General features: G+C 65.4%; 14 protein-coding genes. 12 read left to right on the top strand and 2 right to left on the bottom strand.

The genetic code is table 11. The features are described from left to right. The first annotated feature begins 148 nt into the window (after nucleotides 1-148). The 7 genes from metG to Q0330_RS13865 all read left to right on the top strand — a co-directional run bounded on the left by metG (nucleotide 149) and on the right by Q0330_RS13865 (nucleotide 7,664). Entirely contained in the window at nucleotides 149-1,855 is a 1,707-nt protein-coding gene (metG, locus tag Q0330_RS13895; protein WP_299480520.1) for a methionine--tRNA ligase, read from the top strand. 6 nt (nucleotides 1,856-1,861) lie between these two features. Further along, on the top strand, nucleotides 1,862-2,623 hold the full coding sequence (locus Q0330_RS13890) for a sulfite exporter TauE/SafE family protein (RefSeq protein ID WP_299480517.1): 762 nt from the start codon (nucleotides 1,862-1,864) through the stop codon (nucleotides 2,621-2,623). Between the two features lie 65 nt (nucleotides 2,624-2,688). After that, nucleotides 2,689-3,609, top strand: a complete 921-nt coding sequence (gene rocF / locus Q0330_RS13885; protein ID WP_299480515.1) for an arginase — start codon at nucleotides 2,689-2,691, stop codon at nucleotides 3,607-3,609. 158 nt (nucleotides 3,610-3,767) lie between these two features. Beyond that, a complete protein-coding gene (locus Q0330_RS13880; RefSeq protein WP_299480512.1) occupies nucleotides 3,768-4,712 on the top strand; it encodes a 5-bromo-4-chloroindolyl phosphate hydrolysis family protein in 945 nt (314 codons plus the stop codon). After that, complete coding sequence (truA, locus tag Q0330_RS13875; RefSeq protein WP_299480509.1) at nucleotides 4,712-5,494, top strand: tRNA pseudouridine(38-40) synthase TruA; 783 nt, start codon at nucleotides 4,712-4,714, stop codon at nucleotides 5,492-5,494. The genes Q0330_RS13880 and truA overlap by 1 nt, the downstream gene beginning before the upstream one ends. Nucleotides 5,495-5,614: 120 nt before the next feature. Further along, nucleotides 5,615-6,112, top strand: coding sequence for a BrnA antitoxin family protein (locus tag Q0330_RS13870; protein ID WP_299480505.1), 498 nt, complete (start codon nucleotides 5,615-5,617; stop codon nucleotides 6,110-6,112). A 58-nt stretch (nucleotides 6,113-6,170) separates the two neighbouring features. Beyond that, nucleotides 6,171-7,664, top strand: coding sequence for an ATP-binding protein (locus Q0330_RS13865; RefSeq protein WP_299480502.1), 1,494 nt, complete (start codon nucleotides 6,171-6,173; stop codon nucleotides 7,662-7,664). A 111-nt stretch (nucleotides 7,665-7,775) separates the two neighbouring features. On the opposite strand, the gene carB is transcribed toward Q0330_RS13865, so the two are convergent. Further along, a complete protein-coding gene (carB, locus tag Q0330_RS13860; RefSeq protein ID WP_299480500.1) occupies nucleotides 7,776-11,111 on the bottom strand; it encodes a carbamoyl-phosphate synthase large subunit in 3,336 nt (1,111 codons plus the stop codon). A 144-nt stretch (nucleotides 11,112-11,255) separates the two neighbouring features. Further along, a complete protein-coding gene (locus tag Q0330_RS13855) occupies nucleotides 11,256-11,930 on the bottom strand; it encodes a DUF1028 domain-containing protein (protein ID WP_299480498.1) in 675 nt (224 codons plus the stop codon). Nucleotides 11,931-12,066: 136 nt separating this feature from the next. On the opposite strand from Q0330_RS13855, the gene Q0330_RS13850 reads away from it, so the two are divergent. The 5 genes from Q0330_RS13850 to Q0330_RS13830 all read left to right on the top strand — a co-directional run bounded on the left by Q0330_RS13850 (nucleotide 12,067) and on the right by Q0330_RS13830 (nucleotide 18,223). Further along, nucleotides 12,067-13,644: an ABC transporter substrate-binding protein gene (locus Q0330_RS13850; RefSeq protein WP_299480495.1), complete on the top strand. Its 1,578-nt coding sequence runs from the start codon at nucleotides 12,067-12,069 to the stop codon at nucleotides 13,642-13,644. A gap of 83 nt (nucleotides 13,645-13,727) precedes the next feature. Next, nucleotides 13,728-14,675 (top strand): ABC transporter permease, encoded by a 948-nt coding sequence (locus tag Q0330_RS13845; RefSeq protein WP_299480492.1) that lies wholly within the window; start codon nucleotides 13,728-13,730, stop codon nucleotides 14,673-14,675. Further along, nucleotides 14,672-16,540, top strand: a complete 1,869-nt coding sequence (locus tag Q0330_RS13840; protein WP_299480489.1) for a dipeptide/oligopeptide/nickel ABC transporter permease/ATP-binding protein — start codon at nucleotides 14,672-14,674, stop codon at nucleotides 16,538-16,540. The genes Q0330_RS13845 and Q0330_RS13840 overlap by 4 nt, the downstream gene beginning before the upstream one ends. Continuing rightward, the gene (locus tag Q0330_RS13835) at nucleotides 16,537-17,493 is read left to right on the top strand and encodes an oligopeptide/dipeptide ABC transporter ATP-binding protein (RefSeq protein WP_299480486.1); all 957 of its coding nucleotides are present in this window, start codon (nucleotides 16,537-16,539) and stop codon (nucleotides 17,491-17,493) included. Before Q0330_RS13840 ends, Q0330_RS13835 begins: the two co-directional genes overlap by 4 nt. Next, the gene (locus tag Q0330_RS13830) at nucleotides 17,459-18,223 is read left to right on the top strand and encodes an FCD domain-containing protein (RefSeq protein WP_299480484.1); all 765 of its coding nucleotides are present in this window, start codon (nucleotides 17,459-17,461) and stop codon (nucleotides 18,221-18,223) included. The genes Q0330_RS13835 and Q0330_RS13830 overlap by 35 nt, the downstream gene beginning before the upstream one ends. The last annotated feature ends 121 nt before the right edge of the window (nucleotides 18,224-18,344 follow it).

Raw genomic sequence — 18,344 nt, 5'->3', positions numbered from 1 at the left:
TGTAGCAGCCTCGCAACCCGTCGACAAATTCATGTTGCGCATGATCTACATGCGCGGCGCTCATCCTGCGGCGCCATGGAAGCGCCCGAACCCTTTCCAACCCGCCCGGCAGGGGTTACATACGCGCGACATATCTCCGGGGACGCAAATGGCACGCCATCTCATCACCTCCGCCCTGCCTTATATCAACGGCATCAAGCATCTGGGCAATCTCGTCGGCAGCCAGTTGCCGGCGGATCTTTACGCGCGTTACCTGCGCGGTCGCGGCCATGAGGTGATGTTCATCTGCGCCACCGACGAACACGGCACGCCGGCTGAACTCGCCGCCGCCAAGACCGGCGAGCCGGTGGCCGAATATTGCGCCCGGATGCATGCCGAACAGTCGAAACTGGCGGCGGGTTTCGGGCTCAGCTTCGATCATTACGGGCGGTCTTCAAGCGCCCAGAACCGCTGGCTGACCCAGCATCTCGCCGGCAAGCTGGACGAGGCCGGGCTGATCAACGAAATCAGCGAAAAGCAGGTCTATTCCATCGACGACGGCCGCTTCCTGCCCGACCGCTATATCGAGGGCACCTGCCCGAATTGCGGCTATGAAAAGGCGCGCGGCGATCAATGCGAGAACTGCACCAAGCAGCTCGATCCGACCGACCTGATCAACCCGCACAGCACCATTTCCGGCAGCACCAACCTTGAAGTGCGCGAGACCAAGCATCTTTACCTGCGCCAATCGGCGATGAAGGACCAGATCGCCGCCTGGATCGACAGCAAGACCGACTGGCCGGTGCTGACCACCTCGATCGCGAAAAAATGGCTGTTCGACGGCGACGGGCTGCAGGATCGCGGCATCACCCGCGATCTCGACTGGGGGGTGCCGGTGCAGAAGGGCGACCAACCCTGGCCGGGGATGGAGGGAAAGGTCTTCTATGTCTGGTTCGACGCGCCCATCGAATATATCGGCGCGACCGCCGAATGGGCCGATGCGAATGGCGGCGACTGGGAACGCTGGTGGCGCACCGACAAGGGCGCCGGGGACGTGACCTATACCCAGTTCATGGGCAAGGATAACGTGCCCTTCCACACGCTCGGTTTTCCGACCACGATCATGGGCTCGGGCGAGCCGTGGAAGCTGGTCGATTACATAAAAAGCTTCAACTACCTGACCTATGACGGCGGGCAGTTCAGCACCTCTCAGGGGCGCGGCGTGTTCATGGATGACGCGCTGTCGCTGCTGCCGGCGGATTACTGGCGGTGGTGGCTTCTCAGCCACGCGCCCGAATCCGGCGACAGCGAGTTCACCTGGGAGAATTTCCAGCAATCGGTGAACAAGGACCTGGCCGATGTGCTGGGCAATTTCGTCAGCCGGATCACCAAGTTCTGCCGCTCGAAATTCGGCGAAGCCGTCCCCGAGGGCGGCGCATGGGGCGAGGCAGAGCGCGATCTCGCTGCCGCGCTGACCGCGCGCATCCGCGCCTATGAAGGCTTCATGGACGGGATGGAGGTCCGCAAGGCCGCCGGCGAATTGCGCGCCATCTGGGTTCTGGGCAACGAATACCTGCAGGCCGCCGCGCCCTGGTCCACCTTCAAGGAAGACCCGGTCGAGGCCGCGATGCAGGTCCGTCTCGGCCTGAACCTGATCGCGCTTTATGCCAGCCTCTCGGCCCCGTTCATCCCCTTCACCGCTGCTGCGCTGCGCGAGGCGATGAACAGCGGCGACAGCTGGCCCGATGACATCGACACGGCCCTGAGCGCCCTGCCCCCCGGCCATGCCTTCACGGTGCCCGACAACCTCTTCGCCAAGATCGCCGACGATGAGCGCGAGGAATGGACCGAGCGCTTCAAGGGCATACGGGCCTGACCCTGCATGACGTTTGAGCCCGGGATCCTGATCTTCTGGGCCATCGCCGCACTTGCCGCCTGGGTGCAGACGCTGACCGGCTTCGCGCTCGGGCTGATCCTGATGGGGGCGACGGGCGCGCTTGGGCTGATGCCGGTGCCGCAGGCGGCGGCGATCACCTCGCTTCTGGTGCTGGTCAATGCGATGCTGGTGCTGTCGCGCGGCTGGCGCGATGTGGACCGCCCGGCTTTGCGGCTGATCCTGCTGGGTGCATTCCCGGCGCTGATCGCGGGGTTTTTCCTGCTCAACTGGCTGGCGGGGACGGCGCTTGGCCTGCTGCAACTGCTGCTCGGGCTGGTGATCGCCGGATCGGCGGCGCAACTGGCGGCACGCCCGACGCTGCGAGAGACACGCTCGCCCCCTGTCACCTTCTTCCTGTCCGGCCTGATCGGCGGCACCATGGGCGGGCTGTTCGCCACCACCGGCCCGCCGGTGATCTGGCACCTTTACCGCCAGCCGATGCCGCTGGCGGCGGTGCGCGTGACGCTGGTTTCGGTCTTCTTCCTGACCCAGATCCTGCGCACCGGGCTGGTGATCGCCAGCGGCGGCATCACCCAGGCATTGCTGATCAGCGCCGCCGGGGCCGCACCTGCTGTCGTGCTGGGCACATGGCTTGCCCGCCGCTTCCCGCCGCCGGTCCAGCCGGCCACGATCCGCAAGGCGGCTCTGGCTCTGCTGTTCCTGTCCGGCGTTTCGCTGATCGCCTCGGCCATCGGCAAGCTCGGCTAAGGCGGGACTGGCGTCGCCAAGGCCGGGCGCCTATCTTGCTGACAACGCAAAAGGAAAGGCCAGCCATGACCCATTGCATCCTGATCGGCGCCCCGGTGGACGAGGGGCAGCGCGTGCCCGGCTGCATGATGGGGCCATCGGCCTATCGCGTGGCGGGGCTTGGCCCGGTGCTGCAATCGCTCGGCCATACGCTCGAGGATCGCGGCGATGTCGCCCCCGCGCCCGCCGCTGCCCATACTCATACCAACGCCGCCATCCACCACCTGCCCGAGGTCATCGCCTGGACCGAGGCATTGTCATCAGCGGCGCAGACGGCCATGCCGGACGGGATGCCGATCTTCATGGGCGGCGATCACTCGCTGGCGCTTGGCACCGTGGCGGGCGTCGCGGCCCATGCCAAGGCGGCCGGTCGCCCGCTTTTCGTGATCTGGCTGGACGCCCACAGCGATTTTCATACGCCGCAGACGACGACCTCGGGCAACCTGCATGGCACGCCCATGGCCTATGCCGCCGGCCGTCCCGGCTTCGCCCCCTTCCCCGATTTTCCCGCCCCGGTCCCGGCCGAAAACATCTGCATGTTCGGCATCCGCAGCGTCGATCCTGCCGAACATGCCATGCTTCAGGAAACCGAGATCACCGTGAACGACATGCGCGTGCTGGACGAGCGCGGCATCGTCGCCCCCCTGCGCGAATTCCTCGAACGGGTCCGGGCCGCAAACGGGCTTCTGCATGTCTCGCTCGACGTGGATTTCCTCGATCCCGGGATTGCGCCGGCGGTCGGCACCACGGTCCCCGGCGGCACCACCTTCCGCGAGGCGCATCTGGTCTGCGAGATCCTGCACGAATCCGGCCTCGTCACCTCGCTCGATCTTGTCGAGTTGAACCCCTTCCTCGACGAGCGCGGACGCACGGCAAAGCTGATGGTGGACCTCGTCGGTTCGATGATGGGCCAGAAGGTCTTCGACCGCCGCACCCGCAGCTTCTGAGCTGCCGGTTGCAATCCGGGACCGCGCGGCCCATCTGTTCCTTGACCGGTGAAACGGAGAAAGCGATGTCCCGAAAAGCCACGCAAAGGCTGTCATTCTACCTGCTGATCCTGCTGACGCTTTATGCGTCGCTGGCCGGCGCGGCATAAGGGCGGGTCATGGCTCAACGGTTTGGCGGGCGCTATTCGCCGGGGGCGCAGGACATGCCGCAGCCGAAGGGCGCGCCGGCGCATCCGCTGGAATCGCGGGTGAAATGGATCACGGTCGCCGCGATCCCCTTTCTGATCGGCGCTTTCTGGCAGGGCCCGCTGGGGCTGGTCACCAATCTTGCCGCCTTCGGCATCGTGGCGCTTGGCGGGGTGCTGACCCGCGAAGGGCTGCAGGCCGAGGCCGCCTATGACGCGCGGCGCGTGGCCCGCCGCCCGGCCTGGCCGCGCAAGCTGGCGGGCGGTGTGCTGACCGGGCTCGGCCTTGCCATCGGGGCCTGGGCTCCGGGGGCTGTGGCGGGTGCGGCACTGATCGGCATGGCCGGGCTGGCGCTGCATTATCTGGCCTTCGGTCCCGATCCGATGCGCGACAAGGGGATGGAGGGCATCGACAGCTTCCAGCAGGACCGCGTGGCCCGCTTCGTGGCCGAGGGCGAAGGCTATCTGAAGGGGACGCAGGATGCGATCCTGCGCAGCGGCGATGCCCGGCTTCAGGCCCGCGTCGCTGTCTTCGCCGAAACCGCGCGCGAGTTGTTCCGCCGGGTCGAGGAAGACCCCGGCGATCTGGCTGCCGCGCGGCGTTATCTGGGCGTCTACCTGATGGGTGCGCGCGATGCGACGGTGAAGTTCGCCGACCTTTATGCGCAGACCCGGGATGCTGCGGCACGGGCGGATTACGAGGCGCTGCTGAGCGATCTGGAGGGGAATTTCGCGGCAAGGACGCGCTCTCTGATCGAGGAAGGACGAACCGATTTCGATATCGAGATGCAGGTCCTGCGCGAGCGGCTGGCGCGCGAAGGCGTGCGCCCGACCGAGGCGGTGCTGGAGGATCGGCGGGGCATGGAACTGACTGATCTCATACGGGAAACCGTGAAGGCGGGGCGGAAGCCGGACTGATGCCGCGTTACGCTTTTCGGGTCGAATATGATGGCGCGCCCTTTGCCGGCTGGCAGGCGCAGGCCGAGCATCCCAGCGTGCAGGGCGCGATCGAGGCGGCGCTGGCGAAGCTCGATCCGGGCTTCGGGACGGGTGCGCGGATCGCGGCGGCGGGGCGGACGGATGCCGGGGTTCATGCCTCTGGCCAGGTGTTTCACGCCGATTTAGTCAAGGAATGGCAAGGGTTTAAGCTGGCAGAAGCGCTGAACTGGCACCTCAAGCCGGCGCCGGTTGCTGTGACGGCGGTGGCGCAGGTGCCGGCGGATTTCCATGCCCGGTTTTCGGCGCTGGAGCGGCGCTATAGCTTCCGGCTGGTCGCCCGCCGCGCGCCGGTGGTGGCGGATCGGGGGCGGGTCTGGCAGGTGCTGAAACCACTGGATATTGATGCGATGCACGAGGGTGCGCAATATCTTGTGGGTCGGCATGACTTTACCACCTTCCGCAGCACCATGTGCCAGTCGGCCAGCCCGGTGAAGACGCTGGACGAGATCCGCATCGAGGCGCTGGATTACCCTGCCGGGCAGGAGATCCGCTTTCACCTGCGGGCCAGAAGTTTCCTGCATAATCAAGTGCGTAGCATTGTCGGCACGCTGGAACGCGTGGGCGCCGGGGCCTGGGCGCCGGCCCGTGTCGGGGCGGCGCTGGCGGCGCGGGACCGGGCGGCCTGCGGGCCGGTCTGCCCGCCCATGGGGTTGTCGCTGACCGGGGTGGGTTACGATCCCGACCCGTTTTCGGAGGGGTAATATCGCGTCCATAACGCGTACATACCCCGTCCATATCCCGCCCGGACAGAACGCGCGCCGCGTTTACCCCTTTTTCATCCGACCCTGCCATGATGGCCCGATCAGCGGAAAGGGACCGGCATGACACGGGCAGAGACGGCGCGGCGGGCGAATTACCACTACATGGCCGATGCGATGCGGCGGCTGGAATGGGACCTGCATCAGCGCGTCCTGACCGAGGGGCGCATCCCCGACGCCTGGCACGAGATCGCGGCCGAGGGCTCGGTGCCGAAGAAGGAACGCATCTCGATCCGGCTGGATGGCGACGTGGTGAAATTCTTCCGCGACATGGGGCCGGGCTGGCAGCCGCGCCTGAACGCGGTCCTGCGCAGCTTCATGCATGCGCGTCTGGCCGGGCTGCTGCGCGGGGCCGAGACGATGGATTACCTGAAACGCCGCGCGGAAGAAGGGCTCGACGGCCGGAAACCCGGCTGGGGCGGGGTGCAGGCGGAATATGAGGATCTTCTGGGCGAAGACCTCGCCCGGGAGATGAGCGAGGAGCCGGGCGTGCCGATGGGCGAGGAGACACGGGGGCAGCGGGAGGATCTGATGGCCTGGATGAAGGTGCGGGATGGGTAGGGGGCGGCGAAGGGTGCGTGAGCATAGAACCGCCGCGAGTTGACCAACTACAGTTCTGATGAAAAATTGGCGGCACTCGAAGTTTCTGTGGGGCCAAATGTCGGAAGAACGAGATAGTGCTTTGCTGGAGGATTTGCTTAGCCTTCCGGCCGAAACGTCATGGCTGGAGTTTAAGGAAAATAACGCTGATCCTCAACTAATCGCAAAGCTTTGCTCGGCTCTATCCAACGAAGCTCGACTAGCCGGCAAGGATGCGGCGTTTATCATTTGGGGTGTGCGTGACGCTAGCCGAGATGTGGTAGGCACGACGTTTATTCCTGACAAGGCAACAGTCGGAAATCAGGTCCTCAGCTTGTGGCTGGCTAACCAGCTTCAACCCAGCCCCGCCTTCGAGTTTAGAACCCTGAACCATCAAGCTGGATCGGTGGTAATATTGGAGATACCGGCGGCGCTTAACGCACCTGTGGCCGTAGGCGGAGTCCCGTATATCAGAATCGGTCCCGCCACGCCAAAGTTGTCAGACTATCCCGAGAGATATCAAAAGCTGATCGACCGACTTCGGCCATATCACTGGGAATCGGGGGTTGCGGTTTCGTTCGTCGAAGCAGGGGACATCTTGCAGTTGCTCGACTTCACGAGCTACTTCAAGCTCACCGGCCAGCAATTGCCAGATAGCTCAGCAGCCATCTTGGATCGTATGTCGGCAGATCGGCTGATCGCCCGCGATGTGGGTAACAGATGGAATATCAGCAACCTCGGCGCGATACTCTTTGCATCCAATCTGGAGGATTTCCCACCGTCGCTCGCGCGCAAAGCCGTGAGGTTCATTTCCTATGCAGGACGGACTCGTGCATCGGCAGTTCAACATCGCAGGGATGGCAAACGGGGTTACGCAGCCGGTTTTCAAGGACTTATGGACTATATTGACTCGCAAATTCCGAGGAATGAGCACATTGGAAGGGCGCTTCGAGCAGCTGAACCGTTATATCCGGAACTTGCCGTAAGAGAGCTCGTTGCGAACGCACTGATTCATCAGGATATGACCATCAGCGGCGCGGGCCCCCTCGTAGAGTTGTTTGAAGACAGGCTGGAGATTACCAATCCCGGCAAACCTCTTGTCGACCCACAAAGGATGATTGATTTGGCGCCGCGCTCGCGCAATGAGGCCTTGGCATCGTTGATGCGCCGCATGGGCTTTTGTGAGGAGCAGGGAAGCGGCTTGGATAAGGTTCTCACGGAGGTGGAGTTGTCACAACTTCCGCCACCACTGCTGCGAGATAGCGAAAGTTCGATGCAAGTCTGCTTATATGGCCCGCGAACCTTTGCGGATATGACCCCAGAGGAGCGAGTCAGAGCCTGCTATTTTCACGCCGTGTTGCGGTTTCTAGCAGGTGATCGCATGCGAAACGTCAGTCTATGTGAGCGATTCGGGATTGATCCGCGCAATGCTGCGCAGGCCTCTCAGGTGATCAAGAGGGCGCTCGACCAAGAGTTGATACGCGTAGCAGATCCCCAGCATCCCAGAGCAGGATACGTGCCCATCTGGGCGTAGGAACTCTTGATCCATTCTTGATGGAGAGCTAGCTTTCGCAAGCGAACTTTTATATAAACAAACGAATTCAATGTATTATAGTAGGCGACTTTCTTGATTCACTCTTGATCCTCACGCCTGCAGACTTCTCACCCCAACTTCCCCTTCCCCACGCGACCTGATCGCCGCAACCGCCGCGATGCTCCCGGCCGCCGTGGTGAAATAAGGGATCTTGTCATAGAGCGCGACGGCGCGGATTTCGCGGCTGTCGGCGATGGCCTGGGCGCCCTCGGTCGTGTTCAGGACCATGGCGATCTCGTCGTTCTTCAGGCGGTCGACGATGTTCGGGCGGCCCTCATAGACCTTGTTGACGCGGGCGCTCTCGACGCCGTTTGCGGCCAGGAAATCGGCGGTGCCGCTGGTGGCAATGATGCCGAAGCCCATCTGGACCAGGTCGCGGGCGGCGGCGGCGAGATCGGCGGTCTTGTCGGCATCCTTGATCGAGATGAAGACCATGCCGGCATCGGGCAGCACGGTGCCGGCGCCAAGCTGGGCCTTCAGGAAGGCGCGCGGGAAGTTGCGATCCCAGCCCATGACCTCTCCGGTCGAGCGCATCTCGGGGCCGAGCAGCGTGTCGACGCCGGGGAAGCGGGCGAAGGGCAGCACGGCCTCTTTCACGGAAAACCACGGCGTGATCGGGTCGGCCAGCGTCAGCGGGTCGGCGAAGGGCAGCGGGTCTTCGGGTCCGGCGCCTTCCGGATAGGGGGCGCGGTCGGGGAAGTTCGACATGGGTTCCCCGGCCATCAGCCGCGCGGCGATGGAGGCGATGGCGCTGTCGGTGGCCTTGGCGACGAAGGGGACGGTGCGCGAGGCGCGGGGGTTGACCTCCAGCACATAGATCGCGCCGTCCTTGATGGCGAATTGCACGTTCATCAGCCCGACCACGCCCAGTTTCAGGGCCATGGCGACGGTCTGGCGCTTGAGTTCCTCGATGGTCGCGGGGTCGAGCGTGTGGGGCGGAAGCGAACAGGCCGAGTCGCCGGAATGGACGCCGGCTTCCTCGATATGTTCCATGATGCCGGCGACGTGGACGGTCTGGCCGTCGGAGAGCGCGTCGACATCGACCTCGATCGCGCCGGACAGGTAGCTGTCCAGCAGGACCGGGTTTTTCCCCGACACGTCAACGGCATGGGTGATGTAGCGGTTGAGGTGGTCCATGTCGCGCACGATCTCCATCGCGCGGCCGCCAAGGACGTAGGAGGGGCGGATGACCAGCGGGAAGCCGACGCGGGCGGCGATGTCGCGGGCTTCCTCGTCGCTATGGGCGATGCCGTTGACGGGCTGTTTCAGGTCGAGTTCGTGGAGCAGTTGCTGGAAACGCTCGCGGTCCTCGGCCAGGTCGATGGCGTCCGGCGTGGTGCCGAGGATCGGGATGCCCTCGGCCTCCAGCGCATTGGCGAGTTTCAGGGGCGTCTGGCCGCCGAACTGGACGATGACGCCGTGCAGCGTGCCGTTTTCCTGTTCGATGGCGAGGATTTCGAGGACGTGTTCCAGCGTCAGCGGTTCGAAATAAAGCCGGTCCGAGGTGTCGTAATCGGTCGAGACGGTTTCCGGGTTGCAGTTGACCATGATCGTCTCATAGCCGGCATCGGTCAGCGCGAAACAGGCGTGGCAGCAGCAATAGTCGAACTCGATCCCCTGCCCGATCCGGTTCGGGCCGCCGCCGAGGATGACGACCTTCTTGCGGTCGGAGGGCCGGGCCTCGTTTTCCACCTCGCCCATCGCCGGGGCTTCGTAGGTCGAATACATGTAGGGGGTCTGGGCCTCGAATTCGGCGGCGCAGGTGTCGATGCGCTTGAAGACCGGGCGCAGGCCGTTGTTGTGGCGGGTGCGGCGGATGTCGGCTTCGTCCAGGCCGGTCAGGATGGACAGGCGGGCATCCGAAAAGCCCATCATCTTCAGCGCACGCAGGCCCTCGGCGCCGGGCAAGCCGTTCGCGCGAATGTCGTTTTCGGCATCGACGATCTCGCGGATGCGGGCGAGGAACCAGGGTTCGAAGGCGGTGACGTTGTGGATCTCGTCATCGTTCATGCCTTCGCGCATGGCCTGGGCGATGGTGCGGATGCGGTCGGGGGTCTGCTTCGCCAGGGCGCGGACGATGGCGGGCTTGCCCTCTTCGGCGGCGCCGGGGATCTCGATCTCGTCAAGGCCGGTCAGGCCGTTCTCCATCGAGGCGAGCGCCTTTTGCAGCGATTCGTGGAAGGTCCGGCCGATGGCCATGACCTCGCCCACGGATTTCATCGCCGTGGTCAGTTCGGGCTTGCTGCCCGGGAATTTCTCAAACGCGAAGCGCGGGATCTTGGTGACGACATAGTCGATGCTGGGCTCGAAACTGGCCGGCGTGACCTTGGTGATGTCGTTGTCGAGCTCGTCCAGCGTATAGCCCACGGCCAGTTTCGCGGCGATCTTGGCAATCGGGAAGCCGGTGGCCTTGGACGCCAGCGCCGAGGAGCGGCTGACCCGCGGGTTCATCTCAATCACCACCATGCGGCCATCCGCCGGGTTGATCGCCCATTGCACGTTGGAGCCGCCGGTTTCCACGCCGATCTCGCGCAGCACGGCAATCGAGCCGTTGCGCATCCGCTGGTATTCGCGGTCGGTCAGGGTCAGCGCCGGGGCGACGGTGATCGAATCGCCGGTATGGACGCCCATCGGATCGACGTTTTCGATGGAGCAGACGATGATGGCATTGTCGGCGCGGTCGCGCACCACCTCCATCTCGTATTCCTTCCAGCCGAGCAGGCTTTCATCGACCAGCACCTGCGCAACCGGGCTGGCATCGAGGCCGGAGCGCACGATGGCTTCGTAATCGTCGCGGTTATAGGCGACACCGCCGCCGGTGCCGCCAAGGGTGAAGGCGGGGCGGATGATGGCGGGCAGGCCGATTTCTTCCAGCGCGCTCAGGGCCTGGGCGACGCCGGCATTGATATCGTAGCGGCCCTTGGGGTCCTTGGGGGCGGAGATGATCGTGGCCTTGGGGTTTTCAAGCCCGATCCGGTCCATCGCCTCGCGGAACAGCTTGCGGTCCTCGGCCATTTCGATGGCGGCGCGCTGTGCGCCGATCAGCTCCACCCCGTATCGGTTCAGCGCCCCGGAATCGGCCAGTGCCAGCGCCGTGTTCAGCGCGGTCTGCCCGCCCATGGTCGGCAGAAGCGCGTCGGGACGTTCGGCGGCGATGATCTTTTCGACCACCTCGGGGGTGATCGGCTCGATATAGGTCGCGTCGGCCATTTCCGGGTCGGTCATGATCGTCGCCGGGTTCGAGTTCACCAGAATGACCCGGTAGCCTTCCTCGCGCAGGGCCTTGCAGGCCTGGGCGCCGGAATAGTCGAACTCGCAGGCCTGCCCGATGACGATGGGTCCGGCGCCGATAATGAGGATGGACTGGATGTCGGTTCTCTTCGGCATATTGGACCCCTGGCGCATGTCTGTCGGCAAATCGTCCGGGGTTATAGTTGAGAGTCGCCGGGACGCAAGGGGCCGGGACAGGTTCGTCGCCCCTTCCGGGCCGAACGGGGCGTAAATTGTCGTGAAGGACGGGCGGCGCGGGTTCTACTGGTCGTGGTCGGTCAGCCGCCTGTGGGGGTCGTCGAGGCAGGGCACCTGCGCCGCCCAGCGCGCGTAATCGCCCGAGGTGGCGCGAAGCAGCAGCGTTTCCAGCGCCGCAAGCGGGCGGTCGGACAGGTCCACCCGCAGGCTGAGCGGCGCCATATCCGGGCCGACGACCAGAATCGCCGCCGATTTCAGCCCGCGAATATCGCCGCCCGCCGTCTCTGCCGCCAGAAGTGCTGCCATCAGCCGCGCATGAAGCGGCCCGGTGCTGTCCATGAAGCCGCGCGCCAGTGCCTTCAGCACCGCCGGGCCGGCCAGCATATTGCCGGCGACGATGCCGTGATCGAAGCCGTGATGGCCCTTCCAGTCGGTATTGTCGCTGCCGCTATGGCCGCCGGTGCCGCCCTTTCGGTCGAGCGCGGTCAGTTGGCGCCATTCCCGGCCCCGGTCGGGGGCGATCACCTCGGCCACGGCCACGGGGGCGGTGGCGCCGCGACGCATTGCCGCCAGCACATCCTCGCCCCAGAAGGTCGAGGGCGCGGCCCCCTGACAGGCCGACATGCCGGCGCGGATATCGCCGCGCAGCACCCAGCCGCCGACGCAAAGGCTGCCGGTCGCCGCCGCCCCGCCCATCCGGCCGCTCTCCGGGTCCTGCGCAAGAATCGAGAAGGTCATCGGGTCTCTGCCTAATTATCATGCGGGTGTTTTGTGTAATTTATCATGAAAATTGACGGATGCAAATTATCATGATAAATAGACATCAAGAAGAGCCAGAATAGGGCCGCAATCCCCGACAACGGAGTTTGACCAGATGCGCCAGTTTTCCCTGACCCGCCGCTTTCTTCTGACCGCCAGTGCCGCGACGCTGGCCACGGCTGCCCTGCTGCGCCCCGCGATGGCGCAGACCCCGCCCGGCGTGCTGATCGTCGGCCAGATCGCCGAGCCGAAATCGCTGGACCCGCAGGCGGTGACCGCGGCGAATGACTTCCGCATTCTCGTCAATCTTTACGACGGGCTGGTGCGCTTCAAGGACGGCACGCTTGAGGTCGAGCCGGCCCTGGCCGAAAGCTGGGAGATCAGCGAGGACGGCAAGACCTATACGTTCAAGCTGCGTCCGGGGGTCAGTTTCCATGACGGCACCCCCGTCGATGCCGAGGCGGTGAAATTCACCTTCGACCGGATGCTGAAGGAGGATCACCCCTTCTACAATACCGGCCCCTTCCCGCTGGCCTTCTTCTTCTCCTCGGTCGAGAATGTCGAGGCGGTGGACCCGGCCACGGCGGTCTTCACCCTGAACGAGGCCTATGCGCCCTTCCTGTCGAACCTGGCGACGCCGACCGGGGCCATCGTGTCGCCCGCCGCGGTGGAACAGCATGGCGCCGATTTCGGGCGCAATCCGGTCGGTTCGGGCGCGTTCAGGTTTGCCGAGTGGCGCTCGAACGAGGCCGTGGTGGTCGAGGGCAATCCCGATTACTGGGACGGCGCGCCGCCTTTGCAGGCGGTGGTCTTCCGCCCGATCACCGATGCCAATACCCGCACCGCCGAGATGCTGGCGGGCGGGATCGATGTCATGGTCGAGGTGCCGCCGGTCAGCCTGTCGCAATTCCAGTCCGGCTATCGCATCGTCGAGGCGGCGGGCCCGCATGTCTGGTATCTGATGCTGAACATGAAGGAAGGCCCCTTCACCGATCAGAGGGTGCGGCAGGCGGTGAACTATGCCGTCGACAAGGAGGCGATTGCCAATAACGTGCTGGAAGGCACCGCGACCGTCGCCGAAGGCCCGATCCCGGCGGCTTTCGGCTGGGCCTATAATCCCGATGTCGCGCCCTATCCCCATGATCCCGAGAAAGCCAGGGCGCTGCTGGCCGAGGCCGGCGTGGCCGAAGGCACCAAGCTGAAATTCCTGGTGACCGAGGGCGGGTCGGGGATGCTCGATCCGGTGGCGATGGCGACGGCGATTCAGGCCGATCTGGCCGCCGTGGGGCTGGATGCGGAAATCCAGACCTATGAATGGAATACCTTCCTGGGCGAGGTGAATCCGGGGCTGGAAGGCAAGGGCGACATGGCCGAGATGGCCTGGATGACATCGGACCCCGACACCCTGCCCTTCCTGACCCTGCGCACGGCGGCGATGCCGGATGAAGGCGGGTTCAACTCGGGCTATTATTCCAACCCGGACGTGGATGCGCTGCTGGAAGCGGCGCGGGTGGCGACCGATCAGGCGGCGCGGGCGGATGCCTATAAGCAGGTGCAGCAGATCGTGCATGACGACGCGCCCTGGCTGTTCGTCGCCAACTGGAAGCAGAACGCGGTGACCAGCGAGGCGGTCGAGAATTTCGCGCTGCAACCTTCCTTCCTGCTGAACCTGCACAAGGTCGCCAAGAACTGAGCCCGCTCGCGGGGGCCTGCCCCCCGCGCGCCAGCCCCGTGGCGGGCCGGACGGTCCGCCTGATCCGTTCACGGAGGGACGCGATGGGACGTTACATCCTGCGCCGGCTGATCTCGGCCATTCCGGTTCTGCTGGGAATCACGGTGATCGTCTTTGCGATCATGTCGCTGATCCCCGGCGATCCGGCGACGGCGATCCTCGGCGCCTATGCGACGCCCGAGAATGTGGCGCGGATCAACCGCGATCTCGGCCTCGATCAGCCGGCGATCCAGCGTTACTTCATCTGGCTCGGCAATATGCTGACCGGGGAATTCGGGCGCTCCTACTCGCTGAACCGGCCGGTGCTGGACGAGATCCTCGACCGGTTCGGGGCCACGCTGATCCTGGCCGGGACGGCGTTCGTTCTGTGCGCGGTGCTGGGCGTGCTGGCGGGCGTCATCTCGGCCTCGCGGCAATATGGCTGGGCCGACAAGGCGATCACCTTCGCGGTCATCATCGGGATTTCGATCCCCTCCTTCTTCCTCGGGATGCTGATGATCCTGATCTTCGCGGTCCGGCTGAAATGGCTGCCGGTCAGCGGCATGTATGCGATCTATGGCGGCGGGGGGCTTGGCGATCTGCTCACTCACCTGATCATGCCGGCCTTTGCGCTGGCCGTGGTCGCCACCGGCGTGGTCGCGTGGCTGTCGCGCGGCGCCATGCTGGAGGTGCTGCGGCAGGACTATATCCGCACCGCCCGCGCCAAGGGAGTGCCGGAGCGCCGGGTGCTGATGGGCCATGCGCTGCGCGCGGCGATGGTCTCGATCATCCCGGTTCTGGGCCTGCAGGCGGGCTTCGTGCTGTCGGGCGCGGTCTATATCGAGACCGTGTTCCAATGGCCCGGCATCGGACGGATGCTGGTCGACGCGATCCTGAAGCGCGACCTGCTCCTGGTGCAGGGCGGCGTGGTCTTCGTGGCCGCGATCTATGTGCTGTTCAACATCGCAGTCGATGTCGCTCAATCCATGCTGGACCCGAGGATCAAGACATGAAGCTGTTCCTGAGCCTGCTGTTCCGCAACCGGCTGGCGGGCTTCGGCGCGGTGGTGCTGGGCATCGTCGTGCTGGCCGTGCTGGCAACGCCCTTCCTGCCGCTGCCGGACCCGAATGCGACCGATACGGCGCAGAAATTCCTGCGTCCCGGCACGGCGGGGCATCTGCTGGGCACCGATCATCTGGGCCGCGATCTGCTGAGCCGGCTGCTTTGGGGCACGCGCCTGTCGCTGGCCGTGGGGGTGGCTGCGGCGGTGATGGCGGCGCTCGGCGGCTCTGCCGTCGGGCTGATCGCCGGCTATGTCGGCGGGCGCACCGACAATATCATCATGCGCGGCGTCGATATGCTGATGGCCTTCCCCTATATCCTGCTGGCCTTGGCCATCGTCGCGGCGCTTGGCCCCGGCCTTCTGAACGCGCTGATCGCGGTGGCGGTGGTCAATATCCCCTTCTTCGCCCGCAATATCCGCGGCATCGTCGTGGGTCTGGCCCATCGCGAATTCGTCGAGGCGGCGCGGCTGTCGGGGATGAGCCATATCCGCATCATGCTGTCCGAGATCCTGCCCAATGTCGTGCCGGTGATCGTCATCGCCATGTCGACAACGGTCGGCTGGATGATCCTTGAAACGGCAGGGCTGAGCTTTCTCGGCCTCGGTTCTCAGCCGCCGACGGCGGATCTGGGTTCCATGTTGGGCGAGGCGCGGGCGGCGCTGATCACCGCACCGCATACGGCACTGGTGCCGGGCGCGATGATCTTCCTGATCGTGATGTCGATCAACCTTCTGGGCGACGGTGTGCGCGACGCGCTTGACCCGCGCCTGCGTTCGGGCGCGCTGTCACGGCCGATGGCGGCGGCGCTGGTGCGCCGCAACGGGCCGGTGCCAGAGGCCAGCGACGACCTGCTGGCGTTGCAGGACCTGCATACGGAATTCCATGCCGGCAAGCGCGTGCTGCGCGCGGTCAGCGGCGTGTCGCTGGCGGTAAAGCCGGGCGAATGTCTGGGCGTGATCGGCGAAAGCGGCAGCGGCAAATCGGTGACGGCGCTGTCGGTCATGGGGCTCGTCGCCTCTCCGCCCGGGGTAATTACCGGGGGCGCGGCACGCTTCAAGGGTCAGGACATGATCGGCGCCGATTTCGAGACCCTGCGCCGGCTGCGCGGCGACCGCATCGCCTATATCTTCCAGGACCCGCTGGCGACGCTGCATCCGCTTTACAAGGTCGGGCGGCAGATGGCCGAGGCGATCCAGGTTCATCACCAGATCGGCAATGCCGAGGCCCGCGCCCGCGCACTGGACCTGTTCCGGCAGGTTCGCATCCCCAACCCGGAAAGCCGGCTGGACAGTTATCCGCACGAACTCTCGGGCGGGATGCGTCAGCGCGTCGGCATCGCCATGGCGCTCGCGAACGATCCCGATGTGATCATCGCGGATGAGCCGACGACCGCGCTCGATGTGACCGTGCAGGCGCAGATCCTGTCGCTTCTGGACGATCTGCGGCGCGAACGCGGCCTTGCCATCGTCTTCATCACCCATGATTTCGGCGTCGTGGCCCAGCTTTGCGACCGGGTGGCGGTGATGTATGCGGGCCGCATCGTCGAGGAAGGGCCGACCATGGCGGTGCTGGAGGCCCCCGCCCATCCCTATACCCGGCGGCTGATCGCCTGCGTGCCGGAACTGGGCGGTGGGCGGCGCGAACTTGCCGCCATTCCCGGCCTTCCCCCCGCCGTCGACGCCCTGCCGCCGGGCTGCGCCTTCGCGCCGCGCTGCGACAAGGCGCAGGAGGCCTGCCGCGCGGGCGATATCGCACTCGAAGGCGCCAGCCCCCGCCGCGTCCGCTGCATCTTCCCCGAGGAGGCCATCGCATGAGCGACCCTGCGCTTCAGGTCGAGGACCTTTCCAAGACATTCGATGTCGGCAAGACCCTGCTCGGCGGCGCGCGCGGCCATGTCCGCGCCGTCCGGCCCATGTCCTTCACCGTCGAACGCGGCGAGACCATGGGCATCGTCGGCGAATCCGGTTGCGGGAAATCGACTTTGGCGCGGATGCTCGTGGGCCTCGCCCCGCCCTCGACCGGGCGGATCGAGATCGCGGGACGGGCGCAGGACCGCGCCGATCCGGCGGCGTTCGGGCGGCTGATCCAATATGTGTTTCAGGACCCGCTCAGCAGCCTGAACCCGCGCAAGACCATCCGTCAGATCATGGAAGCGCCGCTGCGTCTGCTGCATGGCATGAACCGGGCCGCCTGCGATGCGCGGATTGCAGAGATCTTCGACGCCGTGAACCTGCGGCCGGAATTCCTGAGCCGCTATCCGCATGAATTCTCGGGCGGGCAGGCGCAGCGCATCGGCATCGCCCGCGCCCTTGCCGCCAGCCCCGAGATCATCGTGCTGGACGAGCCGGTCTCGGCGCTGGATGTCAGCGTGCAGGCGCAGGTGCTGAACCTGCTGGCGCAGTTGAAGGATGAATTCGGGCTGACCTATCTGTTCATCAGCCATGACCTTGCCGTGGTCGAGGCGGTCTCGACCCGGATCATGGTGCTGTATTTCGGCGCGGTGGTCGAAATCGGCCCGGCGGATCAGGTCTTCGCCCGGCCGCGCCATCCCTATACGCGGCTGCTGGCCGAAAGCGCGCCGGTGGTGGGCCGCCCGCTGAGCGCACCCGAACAGAAGGGCACCGAACTGCCCGATCCGCTGAACCCGCCGCCGGGTTGCGCCTTTGCCGCGCGCTGCCCGCGCGCATCCGAGACTTGCCGCAAGCTGGACCCGCCGCTAAGCGATATGGGCCATGGACAATACGCCGCCTGTCACCACCCGCTCTGACCGCCGCCGGTCCCGACCCGAGGCCGTCGCGGAGGAGCTGAAATCGCTGATGGTCCGTCAGGGCTTGCGCCCCGGCGACCGCCTGCCGGGCGAGGCCGAGTTGATCGAGCATTTCGCCATGGCCAAGGGCACCATTCGCGAGGCGATGCGGATTCTGGAAACCCAAGGGCTGATCCGCACCCGCACCGGCCCCGGCGGCGGCAGCTTCGTGGCCGAGGTCGGGCGCGACAGGGCCAAGCGGCTGCTGGGGAATTACTTCTATTTCCACGATCTGCGCGTCGACGATATCTATCAGTTGCGCTGCCTGTTGGAGCCGGAACTGGCCGCCGATCTGGCCGGTCGGCTTTCGCCCGAGGTGCTGGAGGAGTTGCGCGCCATCACCCGCCGCTATGACGCCCCCTCGACCTCGCCCGAGGAGGAGCGGGATCAGCATGTCGCCTCGCTGGAGTTCCACAAGGTGCTGGCGCGCGAGGCGGCGAACCCGGTGCTGGGCTTCATGCTGGATTTCCTGGCGACGATGCTGTCGGACCTGACCGTCTGGCGCGCGCTTTATGCCCCGGCCAATCGCGATCTGTGGCAAAGCGGGCGCGACAGCCAGCTGCGCCTGCTGGCGGCGATGGAGTGCGGCGATGGTGCCGAGGCGCGGCGGATCATGGCCGAGCATATGACCCGCGCCCGTCACCTGATGGCCGCGCAGGAAGCGGCACTGGCGTCGGATTTCCTCGGCTGAACGGCGGGGCGCTTGCCGTCAGGGCAGATTCGGCCCGGCACGGCTTTGCAGTTCCCTGTAAACATTCATGATTTCTTTTCTCTCCATGTGAGCGAGCAGGAAGATCATTGACAGATCGGTT

Source organism: uncultured Paracoccus sp. (assembly GCF_937873615.1).
Taxonomy (GTDB): domain Bacteria; phylum Pseudomonadota; class Alphaproteobacteria; order Rhodobacterales; family Rhodobacteraceae; genus Paracoccus.
Note: the sequence above shows the minus strand (reverse complement) of the source record. Positions and strands in the feature narration are given on the sequence as shown.

Bases quoted from the DNA above. Each gene is read 5' to 3' on its own strand.
- metG (WP_299480520.1), top strand. From the start codon at position 149: ATGGCACGCCATCTCATCACCTCCGCCCTGCCTTATATCAACGGCATC.
- Q0330_RS13890 (WP_299480517.1), top strand. From the start codon at position 1,862: ATGACGTTTGAGCCCGGGATCCTGATCTTCTGGGCCATCGCCGCACTT.
- rocF (WP_299480515.1), top strand. From the start codon at position 2,689: ATGACCCATTGCATCCTGATCGGCGCCCCGGTGGACGAGGGGCAGCGC.
- Q0330_RS13880 (WP_299480512.1), top strand. From the start codon at position 3,768: ATGGCTCAACGGTTTGGCGGGCGCTATTCGCCGGGGGCGCAGGACATG.
- truA (WP_299480509.1), top strand. From the start codon at position 4,712: ATGCCGCGTTACGCTTTTCGGGTCGAATATGATGGCGCGCCCTTTGCC.
- Q0330_RS13870 (WP_299480505.1), top strand. From the start codon at position 5,615: ATGACACGGGCAGAGACGGCGCGGCGGGCGAATTACCACTACATGGCC.
- Q0330_RS13865 (WP_299480502.1), top strand. From the start codon at position 6,171: ATGAAAAATTGGCGGCACTCGAAGTTTCTGTGGGGCCAAATGTCGGAA.
- carB (WP_299480500.1), bottom strand. From the start codon at position 11,111: ATGCCGAAGAGAACCGACATCCAGTCCATCCTCATTATCGGCGCCGGA.
- Q0330_RS13855 (WP_299480498.1), bottom strand. From the start codon at position 11,930: ATGACCTTCTCGATTCTTGCGCAGGACCCGGAGAGCGGCCGGATGGGC.
- Q0330_RS13850 (WP_299480495.1), top strand. From the start codon at position 12,067: ATGCGCCAGTTTTCCCTGACCCGCCGCTTTCTTCTGACCGCCAGTGCC.
- Q0330_RS13845 (WP_299480492.1), top strand. From the start codon at position 13,728: ATGGGACGTTACATCCTGCGCCGGCTGATCTCGGCCATTCCGGTTCTG.
- Q0330_RS13840 (WP_299480489.1), top strand. From the start codon at position 14,672: ATGAAGCTGTTCCTGAGCCTGCTGTTCCGCAACCGGCTGGCGGGCTTC.
- Q0330_RS13835 (WP_299480486.1), top strand. From the start codon at position 16,537: ATGAGCGACCCTGCGCTTCAGGTCGAGGACCTTTCCAAGACATTCGAT.
- Q0330_RS13830 (WP_299480484.1), top strand. From the start codon at position 17,459: ATGGACAATACGCCGCCTGTCACCACCCGCTCTGACCGCCGCCGGTCC.